Here is a 23085-nt window from a genome sequence, read left to right on the forward strand (position 1 = left end):
GCAATCCATGTTCTTGACGTTCGCAGCAGCCGAAGTCAACGCCGCGCCCTGCCATCGAATTGCCGAACCTCTCCCTCGCCGCCCGTCAGGATGCGCTGCGGATTGCGGCTGAGGTCGGTCACTGCTTCCTCGATGCGGTTGATGGACCGCCGGCTGTCCTGCACCAGCGCCTTCACATCCTGCAGCCCCGAGCCCGAGAAGCGCGCCAGATTGTCGGTGATGGTGCCGAGGCGAGCGTTCAGCGTATCGGCGACCTGCTTGAAGGATTTCAGCGTCGCCCTGGCATCGGCCATCACGCCATTGGCCTCGCCGGAACCGAGCAAATGGTCGACCTTTTCGAGGATACCGTCGACGCGCACCGAAGCGTCGTTGAGGCGCTGCGCAAGCTGGCGGGCATTCTTGATGGTGTCGTTGATGTCGTCGGAGCGATTGGCGATCTTGTCTGTGACCTTGGCGATATCGGCGGCCGCCTTGTTGGCGCTGTCGCTGGCCTTCTGGATATTGGCCAGCGCCGTGCGCACGTCGGCTGGATCGATGCCGTCGAGCACGTTGTCGACTTTGGCGAGCGTGCCTTGCGTCTGCTTGGCGAAGTCGTTGATCGAGCCAACCGCCGTGTTGACGTTGTCGATGGTGGCGTCGAATTGCTTCGAGGTTTCCTTCAGGTTTGCGGTCACCGTGTCGACATTGGCGACGATGCTCTTGATCTGGTCCTTGTCGACCGAGTTGAGCAGCCCCTCGGCCGCCTTCAGCGTGCTGTCGAGTCGGCCCGACACATTCTGCAATTGCTCCGAAAGCGAGCTCACGGCGGACAGGAATTTGTCGATGCCGTCCGAATTCTTGGCCAGCGCGTCGGAGAAGGTCTCGACGTTCTTGACGGTCTGCGTCAGCGGGCCGCGAACATCCTTGGTGAAGCCCTCGAGTTCGGACAGCACCTTGTCGGCACGGGTGAAGATGTTCTGCGCCGTCTGCAACAAGTTGGTCACGGCCGACGGATTTGCGACGATCTCTGGAACCCGGCCCTCCTTCTCGGCCTGGTCGAGCAGCTTCACTTCCTTCGGATTGGCACCCCTGAGCTCGATATTGGCCTGGCCGGTAAGGCCCGCGAGCCCGATATCGGCCTGCGTCGACTTGGTGATCGGCGTCATGCGGTCGATCTCGGTGTCGGCGATGGCGACGGTCGGATTGTCGACGTCGATATAGACCCGTTTGACGTCGCCCACCTTGACGCCGTTGAACAGCACGAAGCTGCCGCGACCGAGCCCTGAAGCGGAACCGGGAATGCGCACGCGCAAAAGTGTCGTCTCGCCCCGTTCGCCGATCGCGGCGGTCCAGTAGACGAAGGCGAAGGCCGCGAGGATCGCGGCCAGCGTGAAGATGCCGACAATGACGTAGTTGGCTCTGGTTTCCATTGCCCCACTTATGGCTATGCGCGCGCCGCAAGATCAAGTTGCCGAGCGCGTTTTCCGCGGAAATAGGACTTTACCCACGGCTCCTCGCTCTTGAGCATATCGTCGATCGTGCCTTCGACCAGCACCCTCTTCTTGCCGAGCACCGCTACGTGGTCGCAGGCGGTGAACAGCGTATCGAGGTCGTGCGTGACCATGTAGACCGTCAAATCCATCGTATCGCGCAGCTTGACGACCAGCTCGTCGAACTCGGCGGCGCTGATCGGATCGAGGCCCGAGGTCGGTTCGTCGAGAAAGACGATATCCGGATCGAGCGCCAGCGCGCGCGCCAGCGCCGCGCGCTTGATCATGCCGCCGGAAAGCTCGGAGGGGAATTTCTGCGCCGCGTCGGGCGGCAGCCCGACCAGTTCGACCTTCAGCATAGCGAGTTCGTCCATCAGCGCCTTCGGCAGGTCGAGATATTCGCGCATCGGCACCTGCACGTTTTCCAGCACCGTCAGCGCCGAAAACAGCGCGCCGTGCTGGAAGAGAACGCCAAGCCGCATGTCGATGCGCAGGTGCTCGGCCTCGCTCGCCTTGTCGACGTCGACGCCGAACAGCCTGATCGTTCCCGATTGCTTGGGCATCAGCCCGAGTATGGTGCGCAACAGGACAGACTTGCCGGCGCCCGAGGCACCGACGAAGCCCAGAATCTCGCCACGCTTGATGTCGAGCGAAAGCTTATCGAGGATCACCTTGTCCTCGATGGCAACGGTGACGTCCTGGACCGAAAGCACGGTTTCGCTTTCGTCCGCGTTCTGCGTCGTCTGGACTCCGTTGCCGCTCGCGATTGCCATTTCAGAACTCGATCGCTGCGTAGAACATGGCGAAAAGCCCATCGAGGATGATGACGACGAAGATCGACTTCACCACCGAGGCGGTAACATGCAGGCCGAGCGATTCGGCACTGCCGCCGACCTTCATGCCTTCGACGGAAGCAATGGTGCCGATGATCATGGCCATGAACGGCGCCTTGATCAGCCCGGCGAAGATGGTGCTGAGGTCGATGGCGACACGCAGCCGGTCAATGAAGGCTGCCGGCGGAATGTCGGAATAGAGCCAGGCGGCGACGATGCCGCCGCCAAGAGCCGCGAAATTGGCAATGATCGTCAAGCAAGGCAGCGCGATCACCAGCGCGACGAGTCGCGGAAACACCAGCACGCCGATCGGGTTGAGCCCGATCACTTTCAGCGCATCGACCTCCTCGCGCATCTTCATCGAGCCGATCTCGGCGGTGATGGCGCTGCCTGAACGGCCGGCCAGCATGATCGCCGTCATCAGCACGCCGAGCTCGCGCAGGATCAGCACGCCGACGAGGTCGACGACGAAGATGTCGGCGCCGAAATAGCTGAGCTGATAGGCGCCCTGCTGGGCGACGATGGCGCCGACGATGGCCGACATCAGCACCACCACGGGAATGGCGCCGACGCCCATGCGGTCGATTTGGTTGAAGATCGCGGCTGGATTGACGGCATGGCCGCGGCCGAGCTTCATCTGGGCGCCGCGAATGGTGGCGCCGAGGATGTTCATCGAGGCGAGGAAGTCGTCGCGCATCTCGTAGACGCGGCGGCCGACCAGCTCCAGCGCGCGCAGGATGATGTTGGGCGGCCCGGCCGGGCCCGATTCGGGTTCGCGCCGCACCGCGTCGCCGACGGCGCCGAGCAGGATCGACGCGATTTCACTCTGCCCCTGCACTTGGACCTCGACGCCCTTCTTCTCGAAGACGCTGGCCAGCCGGTCGATCAGCCAGGCGCCGGCCGTGTCTATCTTCTCGACGTGGGAAAGATCGAGCACCAGCTTTTTCGCGCCGCTGCGCTTCTCGATCTTGCGCATCTCGGCGTCGACCGATGCCACCGTCCGCGTCGTCCAGACACCGGAAAAAGCGCAGCCGAGCACGCCGGACTCCTCGCCGACGGCGATGCGCGGCTGATGGTTGTCCTTGGCGGCGGCGCTTGCGTCGCGTTTGCGGATGGTCAACATGGCGTCCTGTTTAGCGTGACGGGACTGGCGTGTCGATTTGCCGGCAGACCGGTGTCGCACAGCCGGAGAAGAAAAATATGGCGCGTGTCATTTCGGTCGAGGCCGAGCGATTCCCGATCGCGGGCACCTTCACCATCTCGCGCGGATCGAAAACCGAGGCCGAGGTCATCACGGTGACGATCGGCGAGAACGGACACGTCGGGCGCGGCGAATGCGTCCCCTACAGGCGCTACGGCGAGACGATGGAGGGCGTGCACGCCGCAATCGAGGCGATGCGCGCCCGGATCATCGGCGGCATCGACCGCATCGCCCTGCTCGCCGCCCTGCCGGCCGGCGCGGCCCGCAATGCCCTCGACTGCGCCCTGTGGGACCTTGAGGCCAAGCTCAGCGGCAGGCCGGTGGCGGACGCGATCGGCGCTGTTTCCCCGAAGGCGCTGGAAACCGCCTACACGCTTTCGCTCGCTGAGCCCGAGGCGATGGCGGCGCAGGCCCGCGCCAACGCCTCGCGGCCGTTGCTCAAGGTCAAGATCGGCGGCGAGAACGATATGGCGAGGATTCGCGCGGTGACCGAAGCTGCTCCGCAAAGCCGCATCATCCTCGACGCCAATGAGGGATGGACCGACGACAATGTCGAAGCCAACCTTGCCTTTGCTGCCGAGTACGGCATCGCGCTGGTCGAGCAGCCGCTGCCGGCAGGCAAGGATGACATCCTGCGTCGGATCGCGCATCCGGTGCCGGTCTGCGCCGATGAAAGTGTGCATGAGGCGAAGAACCTCGAAGCGCTTGTCGGCCTCTACGACGCCGTCAACATCAAGTTCGACAAATCGGGCGGCCTGACCGAAGCGCTGATCCTTCGCGACCGTGCCCGCGAACTGGGTTTCGGCATCATGGTCGGCTGCATGGTCGGCACGTCGCTTGCCATGGCGCCGGCGGTGCTATTGGCGCAAGGCGCCGATTTCGTCGATCTCGACGGCCCGCTGCTGCTTGCGCGCGACCGTGAGCCCGGCCTGGTCTACCAGGGATCGCTGGTGTCACCCCCCGACCGGGCGCTGTGGGGCTGAGCGGGCGGCAAGACCGATCAGCACGAGGCCGGCAATCGCGATCGGGATCATCGCCAGGAACCCGTCGACGCCGAGACGATCGTAAAGCGGGCCGGAAGCGAGCGTCACCGCCGCCATGAAGAAGCCGTTGAAGAAATAGGCAATGCCTTGCGCAGCACCCGTGCGCTCTTCGGAAACCGTTTCGCCGATCATCTTCTGCAGGCCGATCAGCACCATAGCCACCGACACGGAATGCAGCGTCTGGACGCCGAAGAAGCCGGCGACGCCCAGCCCGAGCGGCCAGACCAGCGGAAAGGCGATCCAGCGCACGATCGAGCCGATGCCGGCGATCACCATGACCCTGACGACCGAGACGGAGGCAAAAATGCGATTGAAAAACAAGAACATGCAGACCTCGGCTACCACGCCCCAGGCCCACAGCAGGCCAACGACGGAATCGCCGATGCCGATCGACTTCCAGTAGATCGACACGAAGCCGTAGAGAAATGCGTGGCTGGCGGTGATGATGCCGACGCCGAGGGTGAAATAGAGGAAATAGGCGTTGAGGAGACTCGGGGCCGAATGCTGGATATCGGTCGCCGACAGTGGCGACGCCTTGCGGGGCCGTCCCATGCGCGGCGCCCACAGCCCCGCGACAAGGGCTGCGGCAAGGGCCACGAAGATGATCACCGGGACGGCTTGAGGACCCGTGGCTGCCAGGATGAAGCCGCCCACCACATTGGCGCAGAAATAGGAGATCGAACCCCATTTGCGCATGGCTGTGTAGTTCGAGCCGAATCGGCGCACGCCCGACAGCGCCAGCGAATCGGCCATCGGCGAATGCGGCGTCCAAGGGATCGAGAGCAACAGCGAGACGGCCAGCACGCCCACGTAGGTGGCCGGCAGGAAATAGCCGGCCGAAATGATCATCGTGGCCGCGACAAGCGCGATATAGACGTTGGCGCGATCCTTCGCCCGGTCGGCAAGCGCAGTCAGCATCGGCGTCGTCACAACGCGCAGGAACATCGGCGCGGCCAGGACGACGGCGATCTGCTCGGCATGAAAACCTTTCGCCTCCAGCCAGAGCGGAAAATAGGGCAGATGCGTGCCCTGCGACACGAACAATGTCGCGAAGATCAGGCTCATGCGCAGTTCGAAATGGCTCGGCTTGACGAGTTGCTCAGGCGAAAGCGGCGGCAGCGACATGAATCGATCCAATTACGCTGCATCCCACGACCTGCAACGCGTTTCGATCCGTAACATGCGGCAAGACGCGGCGGAACTGCCTGGACCAATCGATCAAGCTAAAGCTGTTGAAAGACAAAGAAATCTCAGGCCCGTGGCGCTCCTGCGCCCCGGGCTTGCCGCCCTCCTCGCTCAGTTCTGGAAATAGGTCGGCTGGTCGACGTCCTCGATTAGCCCGGGCTGGGTCGGCTCCCAACCCAGTTCCTGCCGGGTCAGCGCGCTCGAGGCCTCGTTGTCGATCGCGGCGAAATGCGCGAACCAGCCGAAATGTTCGGCGGATTCTTCCCGGCTCTTACTCACCACCGGAACGCGGAGCTTGCGACCGATGACGCCGGCGATCTCGCGAAACGGCACGCCCTCCTCGGCGACGGCGTGGTAGCGGGCGCCGCCCCGGCCCTTCTCCAGCACCAGCCTGTAAAGCCTGGCGGCATCGAGCCGGTGCACGGCCGGCCAGTGGTTTAGGCCTTCGCCTGTATAGACCGAGGCGCCCTTCTCACGGGCAATGCCGATCAGGATCGGAACGAAGCCGTGATCGCCCGCGCCATGCACCGACGGCGGCAGGCGGACGATCGAAACGCGCACGCCCTTCTCGGCCGCGGCATAGGCCGTTTGTTCCGAGACACGCGGGATCGCTGGATTGGACGCCGGCGGAACATCTTCGGTCGCGACGCAGCCTGGCTGGACCAGTCCGATGCCGGAGGTGACGATCAGCGGCCGGTCGGTGCCGGCAAGCTCCAAGCCTATCGCCTCGATGGCGCGCCGGTCGGTCTCGCAATTCTCCTTGAACCTCGAGAAGTCGTGGTTGAAGCCGGTGTGGATAACGCCATCCGCCTGCGCCGCGCCGCGCCGGAGGCTGTCGAGGTCCTCCAGATTTCCTCTGAGCACCTCGACGCCCGCGGCGGCGAGAGCGTCGGCGCCGGCATCCGAGCGGGCAAGGCCGAGCACCTGGTGGCCGGCTCCGAGAAGTTCCTGGACAGTGGCCGAGCCGACAAAGCCGGTGGCTCCGGTGACGAAGACACGCATTGCAGTTTCCTTTGCTTGATTTGACCGGTGCCGCTGCCTTGGCGGCTCGTCGCGTTCAAATAAGCGCTTGAGGAAAGACGATCTATGCTGCAACGTCCGTATTATCTTTGCAATCGTCCAGGAGCGCCTATGGACCCGCTATCTGACGTGCTGTCGCTATTGAAACCGCAGAGCAACGTCTCGGCCGGCTTCGATGCCGGCGGAGACTGGTCGATCGAGTTCCCCCGCAACATCGGCATCAAATGCTACGCGGTCGTCTCGGGCCAATGCTGGCTGGTCGTGGAAGGCGTGCCCGAGCCGGTGCATCTAACCGCGGGCGACTGCTTCCTGCTGCCGGGTGGGCGACCGTTCCGTATGACAAGCGATATCAGCCTGACACCGGTCGGCGCGCACACTATCTTTCCCCCTGCCCGCGCCGGCGGCGTCGTCACCTACAATGGCGGTGGCGACGTGTTCCTGGTCGGCAGCCGTTTCGTGCTGAGCGGCCGTCACGCCGACATCCTGCTCAAGATGATGCCGCCGATTATCCATATCCGCCGGGACGAGGACAGATCCGCACTCCGCTGGTCGGTGGAGCGGATGATGCAGGAGCTCAGCGAAGGTCAGCCGGGTGGCTTCCTGGTGGCGCAGCATCTTTCGCACATGATGCTGGTCCAGGCACTGCGCCTGCACATGGCGGAAGGGCCGAATGGCGGCGTCGGCTGGCTTTTTGCCCTGGCCGACAAGCAGATGGGCGCCGCGATCGGCGCCATGCACGAGGATCCTGCTCACCGTTGGACCCTGCAGGAACTGGCGGAGCGCGCCGGCATGTCGCGCTCGAATTTCGCGCTCAAATTCAAGGAGATGGTCGGAACCTCGGCGATGGAATATCTGACCCGCTGGCGCATGCTACTCGCCGGCGAAAGGCTCGCCAATTCCAACGAGCACACTTCGGTCATTGCGCTCTCGCTCGGCTACGAATCCGAGAGCGCCTTCAGTACGGCCTTCAAACGCGTGATGGGTGCTTCGCCGCGCCAGTATGGCCGCGACCGCAGCGCGGTTGCCGCTTGAGGCAGGAAGACGAGAAGCAGCTTAGGCAGCCTTGACCGCCCTGCCCTTGAGATTGACGATATCGACGGGCACCAGCGCGTCCTTGCCGACCGGAACCCCGGGCAGCACATGCGCCCAGGTCAGGATTTCCATGCGGCCGTCGAAATGCTCGACCACCGCCGTGCAGCTCTCCACCCAGTCGCCGGTGTTGATGTACTGCACATCGCCATAGTTTTCGATCGCGGCATGGTGGATGTGGCCACAGATGACGCCGTCGACATGCGAGCGACGCGCTTCCTCGGAGAGCACCGTCTGGAACGAGCCGATGAAGTTCACCGCCTTCTTGACCTTGACCTTCGCCCAGGACGAGAACGACCAGTAAGGCAGCCCGAGCAGATGGCGCAGCTTGGTCACGACGCGGTTGATCAGCATCGCCGCGTCATAGGCGTGGTCGCCGAGATAGGCGAGCCAGCGCTGATTGTGCACGACAGTATCGAACTGGTCGCCATGGATGACGAGCAGGCGCCTGCCGTCGGCGGTCTCGTGGACGGCGCGATCGGCAACGACGATGCCGCCGAAATGCACGCCCTGGAACTGGCGGGCGAACTCGTCATGGTTGCCGGCGATATAGGTGATCGAGGCGCCCTTGCGCGCCTTGCGCAGCAATTTCTGCACCACGTCGTTGTGGCTCTGCGGCCAATGCCAGCTGCGCCGCAGGCGCCAGCCGTCGACGATGTCGCCGACCAGATAGATCGTATCAGCGTCATGATGGCGCAGAAAATCGATCAGGAAATCGGCCTTGGCCGCCTTCGAACCGAGATGCACGTCGGAAATGAACATCGTGCGAAAAGTGCGGGGCTCTGGACCGGACATCGCGATTCACCCTTTGCTTTCGCGTGCCTATGCCTCGATTCATGCAACAACCGTATGACGGTTGCGGTTGGTCCAGCCCAAGCGCTAAAGCAGGTCGCGTGAAAAAGGATTCACGCGACCTGCTTTAGGTTCTTGATTTTAAGCATGTCTTCGTCCCGAAACCGGGCCCACTTTCGGGAGACATGCTTTAGCTTGCCGCCCTCGAAAAAGGAGAAATCACAATGGATCTCGGCATTCGCGGAAAGAAAGCCATCGTCTGCGCTTCGAGCAAGGGACTGGGCCGCGGCTGCGCGATCGCGCTTGCCGAAGCCGGCGTCGAGCTTGTCGTCAACGGCCGCAACGCCGAGCTTCTGGTAAAGACCGCGCAGGAAATCCGCGAAAAGTTCGGCGTCAAGGTGATCGAAGTCGCCGGCGACGTTTCGAAGCCGGAGGTGCAAAAGGCAATGCTTGCCGCCTGCCCTGACCCGGACATCCTGGTCAACAACAATGGCGGCCCGCCGCTTCGCGATTTCCGCGAGCTCGACCGCGCCAAGATCCTCGAGGGCGTGACGCAGAACATGGTGACGCCGATCGAGCTGATCCAGGCGGTGATCGACGGCATGGCCAAGCGCGGCTTCGGCCGCATCGTCAACATCACCTCGCTGTCGGTCTATGTGCCGATCCCGGGGCTCGATCTGTCGTCTGGCGCCCGCGCCGGGCTGACCTCGTTCCTTGCGGGCGTCGCGCGCACGGTGATCGACCGAAACGTGACCATCAACAGCCTTTTGCCCGGCAAGCTCGACACTGACCGGCTGCGCGGCCCGCATGAGGCCGGCACGCCGGAAGACCCGGCAGCCGCTGCCGCGCGGAAAACCCGCATCAGCGCCGATGTGCCGGCAAAACGTCTCGGCACACCGGAGGAATTCGGCCAGATCTGCGCCTTCCTCTGCTCGGTCCACGCCGGCTACCTCACCGGCCAGAACATTCCAGTCGACGGCGGGCTCTATGTCAGCGCGTTCTGACCGGGTTGGTCGGCGGCTACGGCAAAAAGCCAGAGATTTTCACTCCAACCGGCTGAAATAGCTTGGCTATTTCAGCTTCGGCAATGTGAACGCATCAGCCAAGATTTGGCGTCGCGAAGAATCGTCGCCGCATGTATCTGCCTGATGCAATTCCGGACGGAAAACCGTTTCACACTTTTCCTGGAATTGCTCTAAAAGGCTCGAAAGCAGGAAGCGCAGGGAGGGGCCGGATGGACGGCGAGAGCAAGAAAACGGCCAGGTCGGACCTCGACGAGGCCGCGCTCTTCTTCCACAAGCATCCCACCCCGGGGAAGCTCGAGATCCAGGCGACCAAGCCGCTCGGCAACCAGCGGGATCTCGCGCTTGCCTATTCGCCGGGCGTCGCCGCGCCCTGCCTCGAGATCCGCGACGACCCGGCGACCGCCGCCGACTACACGGCGCGCGCCAACCTCGTCGGCGTCGTCTCCAACGGCTCGGCGGTGCTCGGCCTCGGCAATATCGGCCCGCTCGCCTCCAAGCCGGTGATGGAAGGCAAGGCGGTGCTGTTCAAGAAGTTCGCCGGCATCGACGTCTTCGACATCGAGATCGACGCGCCGGAGATCGAGCGCATGGTCGAGACGGTGGCCGCGCTCGAGCCGACCTTCGGCGGCATCAACCTCGAGGACATCAAGGCGCCCGAATGCTTCGAGGTCGAGGAGCGGCTGAAGGCCCGCATGGGCATTCCGGTCTTCCATGACGACCAGCATGGCACGGCGATCATCGTCGCGGCGGCGGTGCTCAACGGGCTGGAATTCGCCGGCAAGACCATCTCCGACATCAAGATCGTCACCTCCGGCGCCGGTGCTGCGGCGCTCGCCTGCCTCAATCTCCTGGTCTCGCTCGGCGCCAAGGTGGAAAACATCTGGGTCACCGACCGTTTCGGCGTCGCCTGGAAGGGCCGCGCCGAGGAGATGGACCGCTGGAAAGACCCTTATGTGAAGGATACGGAAGCGCGCACGCTGGCCGATGTCATCCCGGGCGCCGATGTCTTCCTCGGCCTCTCCGCCGCCGGCGTGCTGAAGCCTGAACTCTTACAGCACATGGCGCCGAAACCCTTGATCCTGGCGCTCGCCAATCCGACGCCGGAGATCATGCCGGAAGTGGCAAGGGCGGCGCGCCCGGACGCCATGATCTGCACCGGGCGTTCTGATTTTCCCAATCAAGTCAACAACGTGCTCTGTTTTCCTTACATCTTCCGCGGCGCGCTGGACTGCGGCGCCAGCGCCATCAACGAGGAGATGAAGATGGCCGCCGTCAGGGCGATCGCGGCTCTTGCCCGCGAGGAGCCTTCGGACGTCGCAGCGCGCGCCTATTCCGGCGAGACGCCGGTGTTCGGCCCGGATTTCCTGATCCCCTCGCCCTTCGACCCGCGCCTTATCCTGCGCATCGCGCCGGCGGTGGCGAAGGCAGCCTGCGACACCGGCGTGGCGACACGGCCGATCGCCGATTTCGCCGCCTATATCGACAAGCTCAACCGTTTCGTCTTCCGTTCCGGCCTGGTGATGAAGCCGGTGTTCTCGTCGGCCAAGGCCTCCAGCGCCAAGCGCGTCATCTATGCCGACGGCGAGGACGAACGTGTGCTGCGCGCCGCGCAAGTGGTGCTGGAGGAAGGCATCGCCGAGCCGATCCTCATCGGCCGCCCGCATGTCGTGGAAGTCCGACTGAAGCGCTACGGCCTGCGCATCCGGCCTGGCGTCGATTTCGGCCTGATCAACCCGGAAGACGATCCGCGCTATCGCCATTATGTCGACCTCCTGATCGAGCTTGCGGGCCGCCGCGGCATAACGACGGAAGCCGCCCGCACCATGGTGCGCACCAACAATACGGTGATCGCCGCGCTCGCGCTGAAGCGCGGCGATGCGGATGCGATGATTTGCGGCCTCGAAGGCCGCTTCGAGCGGCATCTGCGCAATGTCACGCTGATCATCGGGCCGCGTCCCGGCATCAACGACCGCGATCTCTCAACGTTGTCGATGCTGATCTCGCAGCGCGGCATCATCTTCCTCACCGACACCCATGTCTCGGTCGATCCGACGGCGGAGGAGATCGCCGAGATGACGGTGCTGGCGGCTGAGGAAATCCAGCGCTTCGGCATCGAGCCGAAGGCGGCGCTTCTATCGCATTCGGATTTCGGCTCGCGCGATTCGCCCGGCGCGCTGAAGATGCGCCAGGCGGCATCGATCCTGGCGCGCATTGCTCCGGACCTGCAGTGCGACGGCGAGATGCATGCCGACTCGGCGCTGTCGGAACATTTGCGCCAGCGCGTCTACCCACATTCTCGGCTGAAGGGCGAAGCCAATCTCCTGGTCTTTCCGAACCTCGATTCGGCCAACATCACGCTGACGGCGCTGCGCGCGATGATGGACGCGCTGCATGTCGGTCCGATCCTGCTCGGCACCGACAAGCCCGCGCATATCCTCACGCCGTCGGTCACGTCACGTGGCGTCGTCAACATGACGGCGCTGGCGGTGGTCGAGGCGGCGCATAAGGCGCAGGCGATCGCCCATTTGGGTTGAGGACGGCTCTGGCTGTAAACACCGATGGTGCTTGTAAGATGGCGGCGGCCATTGCGGCCACTCCGTCACGTTTCGACATTCAAGCGCGAAAGACGAACGGGCAGCTACGAGGGATGAATGAGCTTCGAACTAGCCATGCTCGCCGCGAGTTGCGTGCTCTGTTTCATTCACATCGTTCTCGCCTCGCATTCGGCGAGCTTCCAGCGCGGTTACCGCTGGACCGCCAGTGCCCGAGACACCGAAGTCCCTCCGCTCACAGGGACGGCGGGGCGCCTGGAAAGGGCACTGCGAAACTTCGTCGAGACCTTTCCGGTGTTCGTCGCGGCGGTTTTCCTTGTCCACGCGGTTGGCCACGAGACCGTGCTCAGCAAGTGGGGGGCCGGACTCTATTTTTCGGCCAGGCTGGTCTATCTTCCGCTCTATGCAATCGGCGTTCCCCTGCTGCGCTCGCTCGTCTGGAACGTTGCGTTTGTTGGAATCGTCCTGCTTTCGCTGGCATCGGTGTGGCCCGATCTGCCTTACTAGGGAACAGTTAACCACGAACGCGGTAGCCTTCCGGCCACAGGCAATCGGGGTTTCAGGCGAATGAAAGGCGCGGGGTTCAAGCTGACCCATCTTGCGGCGCTGCTTGCAGCGCTGGCGGGGTCGGTTGTCACCGTGACCGAACCGCAGGCAGCCTCCAGCACGTGCCGCCAGCTCGAAGCCGAGCTCGGCGCGGCTCGCGGTGGCGGCGGCGGGCCAGGCCTGATCCGCAAATATGACGACGCGATCGCGCGCCAGCGCGAGCAACTGGCGAAGGCGCGCAGCCGGGCAAGCGATGCCAATTGCGGCTTCACGCTGTTTTCGCGCAATGTCAGCCAATGCGCGGCGATCAATGCCTCGATAGAGCGCATGAACGCCAATCTCGACACCTTGCAGGGGAAGCGCGAGCGTCTGGCCGGCGGCGGCACGCGGCGCGACCGCAGCCGCATCCTTGCGGCGCTCGACGCCAATAGCTGCCGCGACGAGATTGCGCCACCACGCGCTCCCATTCAGGAGGCCGTCCGCAACAATGGCGGCGGCAATCTGTTCGAGCAGCTTTTCGGCCGCGATCAGGAAACCGAGCCTCTCGACGTGCCCGATGCATCGGAGGTGCCATCCGATGATCCCAGCTTGCGCAACATCCGCCGCGTGATCAATCAGCCGGACGGCATGGATCTGCCGAGGATGAACGGCGAGTTCCGCACGGTTTGCGTGCGCACCTGCGACGGCTATTTCTTCCCGATGTCGAACGCCGCCTCTTACGGCGATTTCGAACGCGATCAGAAGAATTGCGAATCGAGCTGCCCCGGCACCGAGATGCAGGTCTTCTACTCGCGTGGAATGGAGGACGATTCCGGCACGATGACCTCGTCGGTGACCGGCCGCCCCTACAGCGAGTTGCCGAGCGCCTATCTCTACAAGCAGGCCAACTACTCGCGCCCGCCCGCCTGCGGCTGCAATGCCCAAGCCGAGAACTTCTCGATCATCGCCGGCAATCCGCCCAATCCGGAACAGTCGCAGCCGGACAGCGAGGCGACACCGTTAGTCCCGGTTCCGGCCGCCAAGCCAGATCCGGGCGCCGATCCCGAAACCCTCGCCAATGCCGAAGGGGGACTCGACCGCGAGGCGATCAAGCGCCTGACCGCCAAGACGCCGGTATCGCCTGTATCGGCACTGCCGCCGGAACAGCGCAAGGTCAGGGTCGTCGGGCCAGCGTTCCTTCCCGACCCATCAGCGGCAATAGATCTGCTAGCTCCGGCCCGGAAGAGCGCCCAGTAAGAGCGAGTCGCAGCGGCATGAACAGCGGCTTGCCCTTGCGTCCGGTCGCTTCCCTGATCTTGCCGGTCCAGTCTTTCCAGACGGTGCCGTTCCATGGCTCCTCGGGCAACAGGTCGAACGCCTGGTGGAGGAAGTCGCGGTCCTCGCCGGAGAATTCCGCCGCCTCCTGCGGGCCGTCGCTCAGGATTCGCCACCAGGCGACCGCATCCGACAACCGGTCCAGATTGCCGCGCACCGCCAGCCAGAACGACTCAGCCCTGTCGCCGGAAATGCCGAGCACGATCAGCCGGTCGCGCGCCTCCTCGAACGGCATGTGATGCATGAGGGCCCGGTTGAGCACGAAGAGCTCGTCCGGGTCGAACTTGGCGGCAGACTTGGACGTCGCCGCCGGATCGAAATGCCCGGCGAGTTCGCTGAGATCGTGGGCTGCCGTCACGTTTTCCGACGTGCCGACGAGCACCGCCAGCGAGGCGACCGCCATCGGCTCGATGCCGTCCCCGCGCAGGCTTTCGATCGACAGCGCGCCGGTGCGCTTCGACAGCCCCTCGCCCGACACCGTGGTCAAGAGATTGTGGTGTCCGAAGACTGGCGGTTCAGCGCCCAGCGCCTGGAACAAGGCGATCTGCACGCCGGTGTTGGTGACGTGGTCGTCGCCGCGGATGACATGGGTGACGCCCATCTCGATGTCGTCGACCACGGAAGGCAGCGTGTAGAGATAGGTGCCGTCCTCGCGCAGCAGGACCGGGTCCGACAGCGAGGCGAGATCGACGGTCTCCTCTCCGCGTACCAGGTCATTCCAGTGCACCTCGGTCCGCTCCGGCTGCAGCGGGTCGCTGGTGAAGTTCGGCAACAGGAAGCGCCAATGCGGCCGGCGCCCGTCCGATTCGTACTCGGCCACCTGCTCCGGCGTCAGCGTCAGCGCCTCGCGGCCATAGACCGGCGGCTGGCCGCGCGTGCGGCGCACCTTGCGGCGCAGGTCGAGTTCCTCCGGCGTTTCGTAGCAGGCGTAAAGCACGCGCGCCGCCTTCAGCCGCTCGACCGCCGCATCATAGATCTCGACACGCCGCGACTGGTATTCGGTGACATCAGGGAAGATGCCCAGCCAATGCAGGTCGTAGAGGATGGAATCGGCGAATTCCTGCTTCGAGCGGGCAATATCGGTGTCGTCGAAGCGCTGGATGAAGCGGCCCTTGTTGTTCACGGCGAACAGCCAGTTGAACAGGGCCGTGCGCGCATTGCCGATATGGATGCGGCCGGTCGGCGACGGTGCGAAACGGACGGTAACTGTCATGGGCGGGGCGTAGCGAATGCTTTTACGGTTGACAAGACACGCCCCCGCGCAAGGGCAAGAGATAGTGCAAGCCAGCTAAAATGAAAAGCCTGCCGGCGGCCGTCCCGGACGCCGGGGATTACGGGCCTGCGTGGCGCCAGCCCAGCCGCTCCTCGATACGCCGGGCGCTTTGCCTGACCCGCGACGTCAAATCCGGATCTTTTTGCCGAAGTTTCACATCCGGTACGACAATCGAGATTGTCGCCCGGCACGCCCCAAGGTTGTCGCGGATCGGAGCCGCGATGCAGGCGACCGAAAAATCCGACTCGCCGGCCTGGATCGCGAGCCCCTGGGCCAGCGCCGCCTCCGATGATCGAGCAAGCACGTGCTCGTCCGTTTCAGCGCGTCCTGTCGGCGAAGCGGTCGCCGAGCGGGCAAAAATGGCGAGACGCTCAGCCTCCGGCAGGTGACCGACCAGCAACCGGCCCGACGCTGTCCAGTTGAGCGGCGTGCGCGTGCCGACGCGCGACGTCACCTGGAAATGGTCCTTGCCCTCCTCCATGGCCAAGACGACCATATAGTCGCCGTCGCGGCCGCATATCTGGACGGTTTCCTTCGATCCTTGAGCGAGTTCGTGCATTTCCTGCGTCGCCACATTGAGCAGATCGAGCGTGCGGGCATAAGTCAGCCCGTACTGATAAAGCCTCGGCCCGAGCCATAGCAGGCCGCCATCCTTGCGGTCGAGAAGCTCCTTCTCGACCATATCGTCGACGATGACGTAGACGGTCGACAGCGGCGCGCCGATATCGCGCGCGATTTCATAGGCGGTTGCCGGGCGTCCCCGCCGTTGCAGGCAATCCAAGATCTGCAGCACGCGGTCGATGCCGCTGGTGCGCGACCGGCGCGGTTCGACGGCTACTTCGGTGCGGCTCAGGTCTTGGTCTCTCACGTCAGCAGTCATGTGGTCTCAAATGTTGATCGCGATGATCTAAAGGGCAGCACCCTGGCGATGGTCAACCCGGTTCAGATCAGGCAGTTTTTCATTGTGGCGGATGCAAGCCACGTAGTGTCCGCCGCCGACATGCTCGACCGGCGGGACGGCTTGCGCGCAGGCGGCGATGGCTTCGGGGCAGCGGGTGCGGAAGACGCAGCCGGAGGGCGGCGCGATCGGGCTCGGAATGTCGCCGTGCAAAGGCGTGTGCGTGCGGCGGCGCGTCGGGTCGGGCACCGGCGCCGTTGCCAGCAGCGCCTTGGTGTAAGGATGGCGCGGCGCGGCATAGACAAGCCGGCTCGGCCCACGCTCCATGACGCGGCCGAGATACATGACCACCACTTCGTCGCAGAGATATTCGACCACCGACAGGTCGTGCGCGATGAACAGAAGGGTGAGCCCGAGCTTCTTTTGCAGGTCGCCGAACAGATTGAGCACCTGCGCCTGCACGGAAACATCGAGCGCCGAGACCGGCTCGTCGGCGACGATGAATTGCGGTTCGACGGCAAGTGCCCGCGCAATGCCGATGCGCTGGCGCTGGCCGCCGGAAAATTCATGCGGGTAGCGGCCGGCGTGGTCCGGCGACAGGCCGACCAGCGTCAGCAGCTCGCCGATCCGCTCGGCGCGCCGCCTGCCGCGCGGATAGCCTGCTGTGCTGAGCGCCTCGCCGATAATGCCGCCGATCCGCATGCGCGGATTAAGGCTCGAGAACGGGTCCTGGAAGACGATCTGCAGCCTTTGCCGGTAGCCGCGCATCTCGCGCTGCGACAGCGAGAACAGGTCCACGCCCTCGAACAGCGCCTTGCCGCCTGTCGGCTCGATCAGTCGCAAAAGCGCACGGCCGGCGGTGGTCTTGCCGGATCCGGACTCGCCGACGAGGCCGACGGTCGAGCCGCGCGGGATGTCGAAGCTGACGTCTTCGACGGCATGGACGATGCGGCCGCCCCTGGCCGGGAAATGCTTGGTCAGGCCCTGCACGCTGAGCAGGGGCTTCTCCTCGACGGATGTGGCAGGCGCGCTCATAGCTCGGCGCTCCGGATGCAGCGGGACGCACCATGCGGACCGGCAGGCACAAGCGGCGGCGGCTCGGCTCGGCAGGGGGTGATGGCGAAATTGCAGCGCGGCTCGAAGGCGCAGCCAGGCGGCAGGTTGGTGATCGGCGGCACGCTGCCGGGGATCGAATGCAACGCATGGCGTTGCCCGGCTGCATCGATGTCGCGCGCTGCATTCGGCGTACAGGCAAGCAGGCCCTTGGTGTAGGGATGGCGCTGATGCGCGAAGAGATCATTGACCGGCGCCTGCTCGACGACGCGGCCGCCATACATGACGACGACATTGTGGGCGATCTCGGCCACCACGCCGAGATTGTGGGTGATGAATAGGATCGACATGCCCATCTCGGCTTGCAAGCGGCGCAAGAGATCGAGGATCTGCGCCTGGATGGTGACGTCGAGCGCGGTCGTCGGCTCATCTGCGATCAAGAGCGACGGACTGCAGGACAGCGCCATGGCGATCATGACGCGCTGCCGCATGCCGCCGGACATCTGGTGCGGATAGTCGTCCAGGCGCGATTCCGCGTCGGGGATTTCGACATGTTTCAGCATGGCTAAAGCGCGCCTGCGCGCCTCACGGCGATCGACCGGCTCGTGCAGCGCGATCATCTCGCCGATCTGGTCGCCGACGGTGAACAGCGGGTTCAGACTGGTCATCGGTTCCTGGAAGATCATCGCGATCTCGCTGCCGCGCAGCTTGCGGAACTGCTGCTGGCCGAAGCCAGCGAGGTCGTGGACGCGTTCCTGCCGGTCGCGAAACAGGATGCTGCCGCCGGCAATACGGCCCGGCCGCGACAGCAGTCCCATGATGGAGAGGCTGGTGACGGACTTGCCGGAGCCGGATTCGCCGACCACCGCCAGCGTCCTGCCGCGCTTCAGATCGAAGGTCACGCCATCGACCGCCTTTGCCGTCACCCGGCGCGTCACGAACCAGGTCTTGAGATCGCGGACCGAGAGGATGACGTCGCTGGCTAAAGGCTCGGTCATGATTTCCACCCGCAATGCGGACAGGCATGGGAACCGCCCTCGCCTTCCGCCGGCACATGGCGATGCGCGGCGACGGCCTCTGCGCCCAGAATGGCATGGCGCGGTTCGAACAGCCGATGCAGCGTGCTCAAAGCGCCTTGCGAATCGCGCACGGTCAGGTCGGCGTCGACGACGTCGAACAGTGTGAATTCGGCCGGCTTGCCTTTCTTCAGCAGCCTTTCGGTCGGCAGGCGGATGGCGCGGCGCGGAGCCGTCGTCGACGCCGTCACCACGTCCTCGAATTTCATGCCGAGCGACAATAGCTTGGACATGGTGGTGGCCATGTCCCAAACGGAGGTGTCGAGCGATCGGTTGTGGAGGTCGGTCGAGATCGTGGCCGGCGGCAGGCCGCGCTCAAGCGCGGCCTTGGCGACATCGAAGGAGAAGGACGCGCCACCATGGCCGACATCGAGCACGATGCCGCGCGCCGCCGCCTGCTCGGCGAGCCTGTAGAGGTCGTCGTCCTCGATGATCGAGCCGCCGGCCTTGCCGTTGAAGCAATGGGTGACGATGTCGCCCTCGCTCAAGAGGCCGAGCACGTCGTCATAGAGCGGCGGCGGCTCGCCGACATGCACCATGATCGGCAGCTTCAGGATGCGGCTGAGCTTCTTGGCCAGGCGCACCGGCGTCAGGTCCCAGCCGCCGGTGATGACATGGCTGGCGCGGACCTTCAGCCCGATGATGACGTCGCGATTGGCTTCGATCGTGGCGATGATCCGGTCGAAATCGATCGAGCGCATGTCGATCAGCTCGCTGACGCGGTTGCAGGCGACCAGGCCGATCGAGCCGATGTTCAGGAAGGCGTAGACGTTCTCACGCGCCGGCTCGATGATGAACTCGCGAAAGCCCTGCAAATTCGCCTCGCCGGCCGAGCCGGCATCGACCATCGTGGTGACGCCGCGCGCGGCTCCGCATTGCTCGGGGCGAAGCGAAATGTCGGTGCCGCCATACCAGACATGGACATGGAGATCGGTCCAGCCCGGCGACAAAAACATACCTTTGGCGTCGACGGTCTCGACACCATCGCCGGCGGCTATGGCGGAAGCGGCTTCGGCGATCCGCCCATGCTCGTCGATCATGACGTCGATCGGCCGATCGAAGCCGTCGCCGAACCCGACCGGTCTTGCGTCCTTGATCAGAAGCGGCCGCTCGGCCTTGGGGAAGCGGTTGGCAAACATCAGATATCCTTGGCGAGGCGTGGATCGAGAAGGTCGCGCAGCCCGTCGCCGAGGAGCTGCAGCGACAGCACCGTCACGACGATCGCCGCGCCGGGGAACATCATCACCCAGGGAGCCTGGTCCATGTACTGGCGGCCGGTGGCGATCATCGTGCCCCAGGTCGGAATGTCGGGCGAAATGCCGACGCCGAGGAACGACAAGCCGGCCTCCGCTAGGATGGCATTGGCGAAGATGAAAGTGCCCTGCACCAGGAGCGGCGACGTCACGTTGCGCAGCACATGACGGATCAGGATGATCAGCGTTGGCACGCCGAGCGCCCGCGCCGCTTCCACATAAGGAAGCTCGCGAATGACCAGCGTCGAGGCTCGCACGACGCGGGCGATGCGCGGCGCATAGACGATGCCGAGCGCCACCACGACATTGACCGCCGTCGGGCCGAGCGCGGCGACTAGCGCAATCGCCAGCAGGATATCCGGGAACGCCATCATGGCATCGATCAGCCGCGATACCGGCGTGTCGAGACCTTTGAAATAGCCTGCCGTCAGCCCCAAGATGGTGCCGATGATCGACGACAGAATGACCACGGCGAAGCCGACACTGAGGGAGGTGCGCGCGGCATAGAGCATGCGCGTGAACACGTCGCGGCCGAGATCGTCGGTGCCGAACAGATGATCGAGGCCTGGCGCATGCAGCCGGCTGGCGATGGAGAGTTTCGACGGCGCATAGGGCGCGATGACGGGCGCCAAAATGGCGGCCAGCACGATGATGACCAGCACGATCAGGCCGATGGCCGATGTCGGCCGACCGATCAGCCGCGACAGGATGTTGGGTTCGGAATGGAACGGGACGGAGATCGCGGCCATCAGTAGCGAACCCTCGGATCGACGACGAGGTAGAGCATGTCGATGGCGAAATTGACCAGCACGTAGAGGCCGGCAATGACCAGCAGCGCGCCCTGGATGACGGGATAGTCGCGCCTCAGCACCGCCGACACGACCAGGCTGCCGACGCCCGGCAGGCCGAACACCGTTTCGGTCACCACCGCCCCCGAGATGAGCAGCGCGGCGGTGAGCCCGATAACGGTGATGATCGGGATCAGCGCATTCCTGAAGGCGTGCTTCAGCACGACTCGCCATTCGCTCATGCCTTTCGAGCGAGCGGTGCGCACATAGTCGTCGTTGAGCACGTCGAGCATCGAGGCGCGGGTGAAGCGGGTGATCAGCGCCGAACTGACGAGGCCGAGCGCCAGCGCCGGCAGCACCAGGTGGTTCAGCCGCACAACGAAGGATGCGCCCGGCCCGCCATAGCCGGAAGTGTCGAACCAGCCGAGCCTGACGGCGAAGAACTGGATGAACAAGAGACCCAGCCAGAAGCTCGGCACGCTCGCCGCGAACATGGCGACCGTGGTCGTCGCCTGATCGAAGACCGAGCCGCGCTTGTAGGCGGCGAGGATCCCGACCGGCAAGGCGATCGCCGTCGCGATCAGCAGCGAGAACACTGTGAGGAAGAAGGTGGGCTCGGCGCGCTGGGCGAGCGCTGTCGTGACCGGCTCGTTGAGGAAGATCGACTGGCCGAAATCCCCCTGGACGACGCCGAGCACGTAGCGCCCGAATTGCTCCGGGATCGAGCCATCGAGCCCGAGCCTGGAGCGGAGTGCCGCGATGTCTGAGGCGGACGCATCCGGGCCGAGCATCACCGCGGCCGGATCGCCAGGTGTTATCCGCACAATGACAAAGACGATGGTGACGACCAGCGCCATCACGACGATCATGCCGAGAATCCTGTTGAGGATCGAGCGCAGCATTCAGCCTCTCTTCGGTGGTCTATCGAAGTTCTTGGGTGCCGACCGTAACTGGCCGGCACCCTGTTGCCTGGCCCGGTTGCGCGCCGGGACCTGCGGGAGGAACTTATTTGCCTTCCAGATAAGCGTTCCAGAAATACGGCCACGGCGCCGGCGTCACGTCCTTGAGCGTCGGCGCCTTGGCAGCCAATGCGTTGAAATCGCCGATCTTGACGGCCGGGACCTCGTCGAGCACCGCCTTCTGGACATCCGCGAACAACGCGACGCGCTTGGCCGGATCGGGCTCGGCGTTGAACGCGTCGAGCACCTTGTGCTTGCGGTCGGAAACCCACCATCCGGGCGAGGAGTCCGACATGATGCCGGTCAGCGACGGCTCGGGCAGGAACGGGCTGTGGGTGATGTAGATGTCCCAGAGCGCCGGATCGGTGCGGTTCTTGGTCAGCGTCGCCCATTCGACGACGTCGAGCTTGACCTGGAAGCCGGCCGCCTTGAGATACTCCGCGGCGACCTGCGCCATCTTGTAGTGGAACTCGTATTGGCGGCTGGTGAGGATGCGCAGCGGCTTACCGTCGTAGCCGGCTTCCTTCAGCAGGGCCGCGGCCGCTTCGGTGTCGCCATCGGGTTTGTAGGCTTCGGTGCCGGCATCGGTGTGCCAGGCATAGCTTTCCGGATAAAGGGCGCCGTCGGCGGCGAAGAAATCCTTGGAGCCGAACGCCGCGAGCAGCATGTCGTTGGGCGCAAGCGCTGCCTGGATCGCCTTGCGGATGCGGATGTCGCTGTTGGGTCCCTGCTTGGTGTTGAGGACAAAGACCGGCCAGCCGAAAGGCTTGAGGATGACGGGCGCCGTCTTGCCGCCGGAGATCTTGTCGAAGGATTCGACGGGGAGCGAATCGACATAGGCGAACTGGCCGGCGACCGCCCCTTCCACGCGGGTGTTGGCATCGGGAACCGGCACGAAACGGATTTCGTCGAGATACTGCTTCCTGGCGCCGCCATAGCCGTTCGGCTCGCCGTCGCGCGACTTGTAGCCGTCGAAACGGGCTAGCTGGATGAACTGGTCTGGCTTGCGGTCCTTCAGCATGTAGGGCCCGGTGCCGACAAAGCTGGTCAGCGGGTCCTGCTTGGCGTTCTCAGAGGGAATGATGATGGCGGCCGCGTTGTTCAGCGACAGCAGCGCCAGCAGCGGCGCGAAGGGTTTCTTGAGCGTGATCTTGACCGTGTTGTCGTCGACTGCGTCGACCGAGGCGATCACCTCGGCGGCCTGCTTGCCGCGGGTGGCGATCTTCATCCAGCGCTGCAGCGACGCGACGACGTCGGCGGAATTCATGTCGCTGCCGTCGTGGAACTTCACGCCGGTCCTCAGCTTGATCGTGTAGACGAGCCCGTCGGGCGAAATCTGCGGCATGTCGGCCGCGAGAAGCGGAGTGATGCCCCAATCCTTGTCGAAGGTGTAAAGCGTCTCATAAATGTGCTGGGTGACGATGCCGACGAGATCGGCCGTGGACGCCATCGGATCGAGTGTCGGTGGCTCGCCGATTGTGGCCACGTCGATGACGCCGCCCTTGGCCGGCTCGGCCCAGGCTGTGCCCGTTGCCGAAAGCACAAGCGCCGCCAGCGAAGCAGCAATTTTCACGAAGCGCTTCATCTTGGTTCCCTTCTACTATTCCATATTTGTGGAATTTATATCTTAGTTACGGACTAATTAGTGCATCGGGATATCGCTGCGTCAAGGTCTTTCGGTATTTGCAATGGTTGCACCTGGAACGCGGGCAGGCT

20 protein-coding genes are annotated in these 23085 nt (G+C 64.3%); 6 read left to right on the plus strand and 14 right to left on the minus strand.

Annotated elements, in window-relative coordinates; genetic code table 11:
* Positions 1–35: 35 nt before the first annotated feature.
* Genes RFM40_RS03710 through RFM40_RS03720 form a run of 3 tightly spaced genes read right to left on the minus strand, consistent with a single transcriptional unit; the run spans position 36 to position 3425 of the window.
* Entirely contained in the window at positions 36–1409 is a 1374-nt protein-coding gene (locus tag RFM40_RS03710; RefSeq protein ID WP_320227178.1) for an MlaD family protein, read from the minus strand.
* A gap of 14 nt (positions 1410–1423) precedes the next feature.
* The gene (locus RFM40_RS03715; RefSeq protein WP_320219103.1) at positions 1424–2242 is read right to left on the minus strand and encodes an ABC transporter ATP-binding protein; all 819 of its coding nucleotides are present in this window, start codon (positions 2240–2242) and stop codon (positions 1424–1426) included.
* Position 2243: 1 nt separating this feature from the next.
* On the minus strand, positions 2244–3425 hold the full coding sequence (locus tag RFM40_RS03720) for an ABC transporter permease (protein WP_320273822.1): 1182 nt from the start codon (positions 3423–3425) through the stop codon (positions 2244–2246).
* 77 nt (positions 3426–3502) lie between these two features.
* Here RFM40_RS03720 and dgcA point away from each other — a divergent pair, with 77 nt between their 5' ends.
* Positions 3503–4486, plus strand: coding sequence for an N-acetyl-D-Glu racemase DgcA (dgcA, locus tag RFM40_RS03725; protein ID WP_320227180.1), 984 nt, complete (start codon positions 3503–3505; stop codon positions 4484–4486).
* Here dgcA and RFM40_RS03730 read toward each other — a convergent pair.
* Positions 4457–5671, minus strand: coding sequence for an MFS transporter (locus RFM40_RS03730; protein ID WP_320227181.1), 1215 nt, complete (start codon positions 5669–5671; stop codon positions 4457–4459). The genes dgcA and RFM40_RS03730 overlap by 30 nt on opposite strands.
* A gap of 171 nt (positions 5672–5842) precedes the next feature.
* Positions 5843–6733 carry an SDR family oxidoreductase gene (locus RFM40_RS03735; protein ID WP_320277158.1) on the minus strand — a complete coding sequence of 297 codons (891 nt, stop codon included), beginning with the start codon at positions 6731–6733 and terminating at the stop codon, positions 5843–5845.
* 129 nt (positions 6734–6862) lie between these two features.
* On the opposite strand from RFM40_RS03735, the gene RFM40_RS03740 reads away from it, so the two are divergent.
* A complete protein-coding gene (locus RFM40_RS03740) occupies positions 6863–7783 on the plus strand; it encodes an AraC family transcriptional regulator (RefSeq protein WP_320227182.1) in 921 nt (306 codons plus the stop codon).
* Between the two features lie 21 nt (positions 7784–7804).
* Here RFM40_RS03740 and RFM40_RS03745 read toward each other — a convergent pair whose 3' ends face one another.
* On the minus strand, positions 7805–8635 hold the full coding sequence (locus RFM40_RS03745; RefSeq protein ID WP_320227183.1) for a UDP-2,3-diacylglucosamine diphosphatase: 831 nt from the start codon (positions 8633–8635) through the stop codon (positions 7805–7807).
* A 221-nt stretch (positions 8636–8856) separates the two neighbouring features.
* Here RFM40_RS03745 and RFM40_RS03750 point away from each other — a divergent pair, with 221 nt between their 5' ends.
* The 4 genes from RFM40_RS03750 (at position 8857) to RFM40_RS03765 (ending at position 13991) form a co-directional block, all read left to right on the plus strand.
* On the plus strand, positions 8857–9636 hold the full coding sequence (locus tag RFM40_RS03750) for an SDR family oxidoreductase (RefSeq protein WP_320227184.1): 780 nt from the start codon (positions 8857–8859) through the stop codon (positions 9634–9636).
* 230 nt (positions 9637–9866) lie between these two features.
* Positions 9867–12191 carry an NADP-dependent malic enzyme gene (locus tag RFM40_RS03755; protein ID WP_320227185.1) on the plus strand — a complete coding sequence of 775 codons (2325 nt, stop codon included), beginning with the start codon at positions 9867–9869 and terminating at the stop codon, positions 12189–12191.
* A gap of 117 nt (positions 12192–12308) precedes the next feature.
* Positions 12309–12716, plus strand: a complete 408-nt coding sequence (locus RFM40_RS03760) for an MAPEG family protein (RefSeq protein WP_320277159.1) — start codon at positions 12309–12311, stop codon at positions 12714–12716.
* Between the two features lie 60 nt (positions 12717–12776).
* Positions 12777–13991, plus strand: a complete 1215-nt coding sequence (locus RFM40_RS03765; RefSeq protein WP_320227187.1) for a DUF2865 domain-containing protein — start codon at positions 12777–12779, stop codon at positions 13989–13991.
* On the opposite strand, the gene gltX is transcribed toward RFM40_RS03765, so the two are convergent.
* The 8 genes from gltX to RFM40_RS03805 all read right to left on the minus strand — a co-directional run bounded on the left by gltX (position 13909) and on the right by RFM40_RS03805 (position 22954).
* Complete coding sequence (gene gltX, locus RFM40_RS03770; protein ID WP_320227188.1) at positions 13909–15282, minus strand: glutamate--tRNA ligase; 1374 nt, start codon at positions 15280–15282, stop codon at positions 13909–13911. The two genes, RFM40_RS03765 and gltX, sit on opposite strands and share 83 nt — an antisense overlap.
* A 118-nt stretch (positions 15283–15400) precedes the next feature.
* A complete protein-coding gene (locus RFM40_RS03775) occupies positions 15401–16222 on the minus strand; it encodes an IclR family transcriptional regulator (protein WP_430691634.1) in 822 nt (273 codons plus the stop codon).
* A 27-nt stretch (positions 16223–16249) separates the two neighbouring features.
* The gene (locus tag RFM40_RS03780; protein ID WP_320227191.1) at positions 16250–17275 is read right to left on the minus strand and encodes an ABC transporter ATP-binding protein; all 1026 of its coding nucleotides are present in this window, start codon (positions 17273–17275) and stop codon (positions 16250–16252) included.
* Positions 17272–18291: an ABC transporter ATP-binding protein gene (locus tag RFM40_RS03785; RefSeq protein WP_320227192.1), complete on the minus strand. Its 1020-nt coding sequence runs from the start codon at positions 18289–18291 to the stop codon at positions 17272–17274. Before RFM40_RS03785 ends, RFM40_RS03780 begins: the two co-directional genes overlap by 4 nt.
* Positions 18288–19508: an amidohydrolase/deacetylase family metallohydrolase gene (locus RFM40_RS03790; RefSeq protein ID WP_320277160.1), complete on the minus strand. Its 1221-nt coding sequence runs from the start codon at positions 19506–19508 to the stop codon at positions 18288–18290. Before RFM40_RS03790 ends, RFM40_RS03785 begins: the two co-directional genes overlap by 4 nt.
* Positions 19508–20371, minus strand: coding sequence for an ABC transporter permease (locus RFM40_RS03795; protein ID WP_320227193.1), 864 nt, complete (start codon positions 20369–20371; stop codon positions 19508–19510). The genes RFM40_RS03790 and RFM40_RS03795 overlap by 1 nt, the downstream gene beginning before the upstream one ends.
* The gene (locus tag RFM40_RS03800; RefSeq protein ID WP_320227194.1) at positions 20371–21312 is read right to left on the minus strand and encodes an ABC transporter permease; all 942 of its coding nucleotides are present in this window, start codon (positions 21310–21312) and stop codon (positions 20371–20373) included. The genes RFM40_RS03795 and RFM40_RS03800 overlap by 1 nt, the downstream gene beginning before the upstream one ends.
* A gap of 103 nt (positions 21313–21415) precedes the next feature.
* Complete coding sequence (locus RFM40_RS03805; protein WP_320227195.1) at positions 21416–22954, minus strand: ABC transporter substrate-binding protein; 1539 nt, start codon at positions 22952–22954, stop codon at positions 21416–21418.
* Positions 22955–23085: the final 131 nt, after the last annotated feature.

The sequence above is a fragment of the Mesorhizobium captivum genome (assembly GCF_033977165.1).
In the GTDB taxonomy this organism is placed as follows: Bacteria; Pseudomonadota; Alphaproteobacteria; order Rhizobiales; family Rhizobiaceae; genus Mesorhizobium; species Mesorhizobium captivum.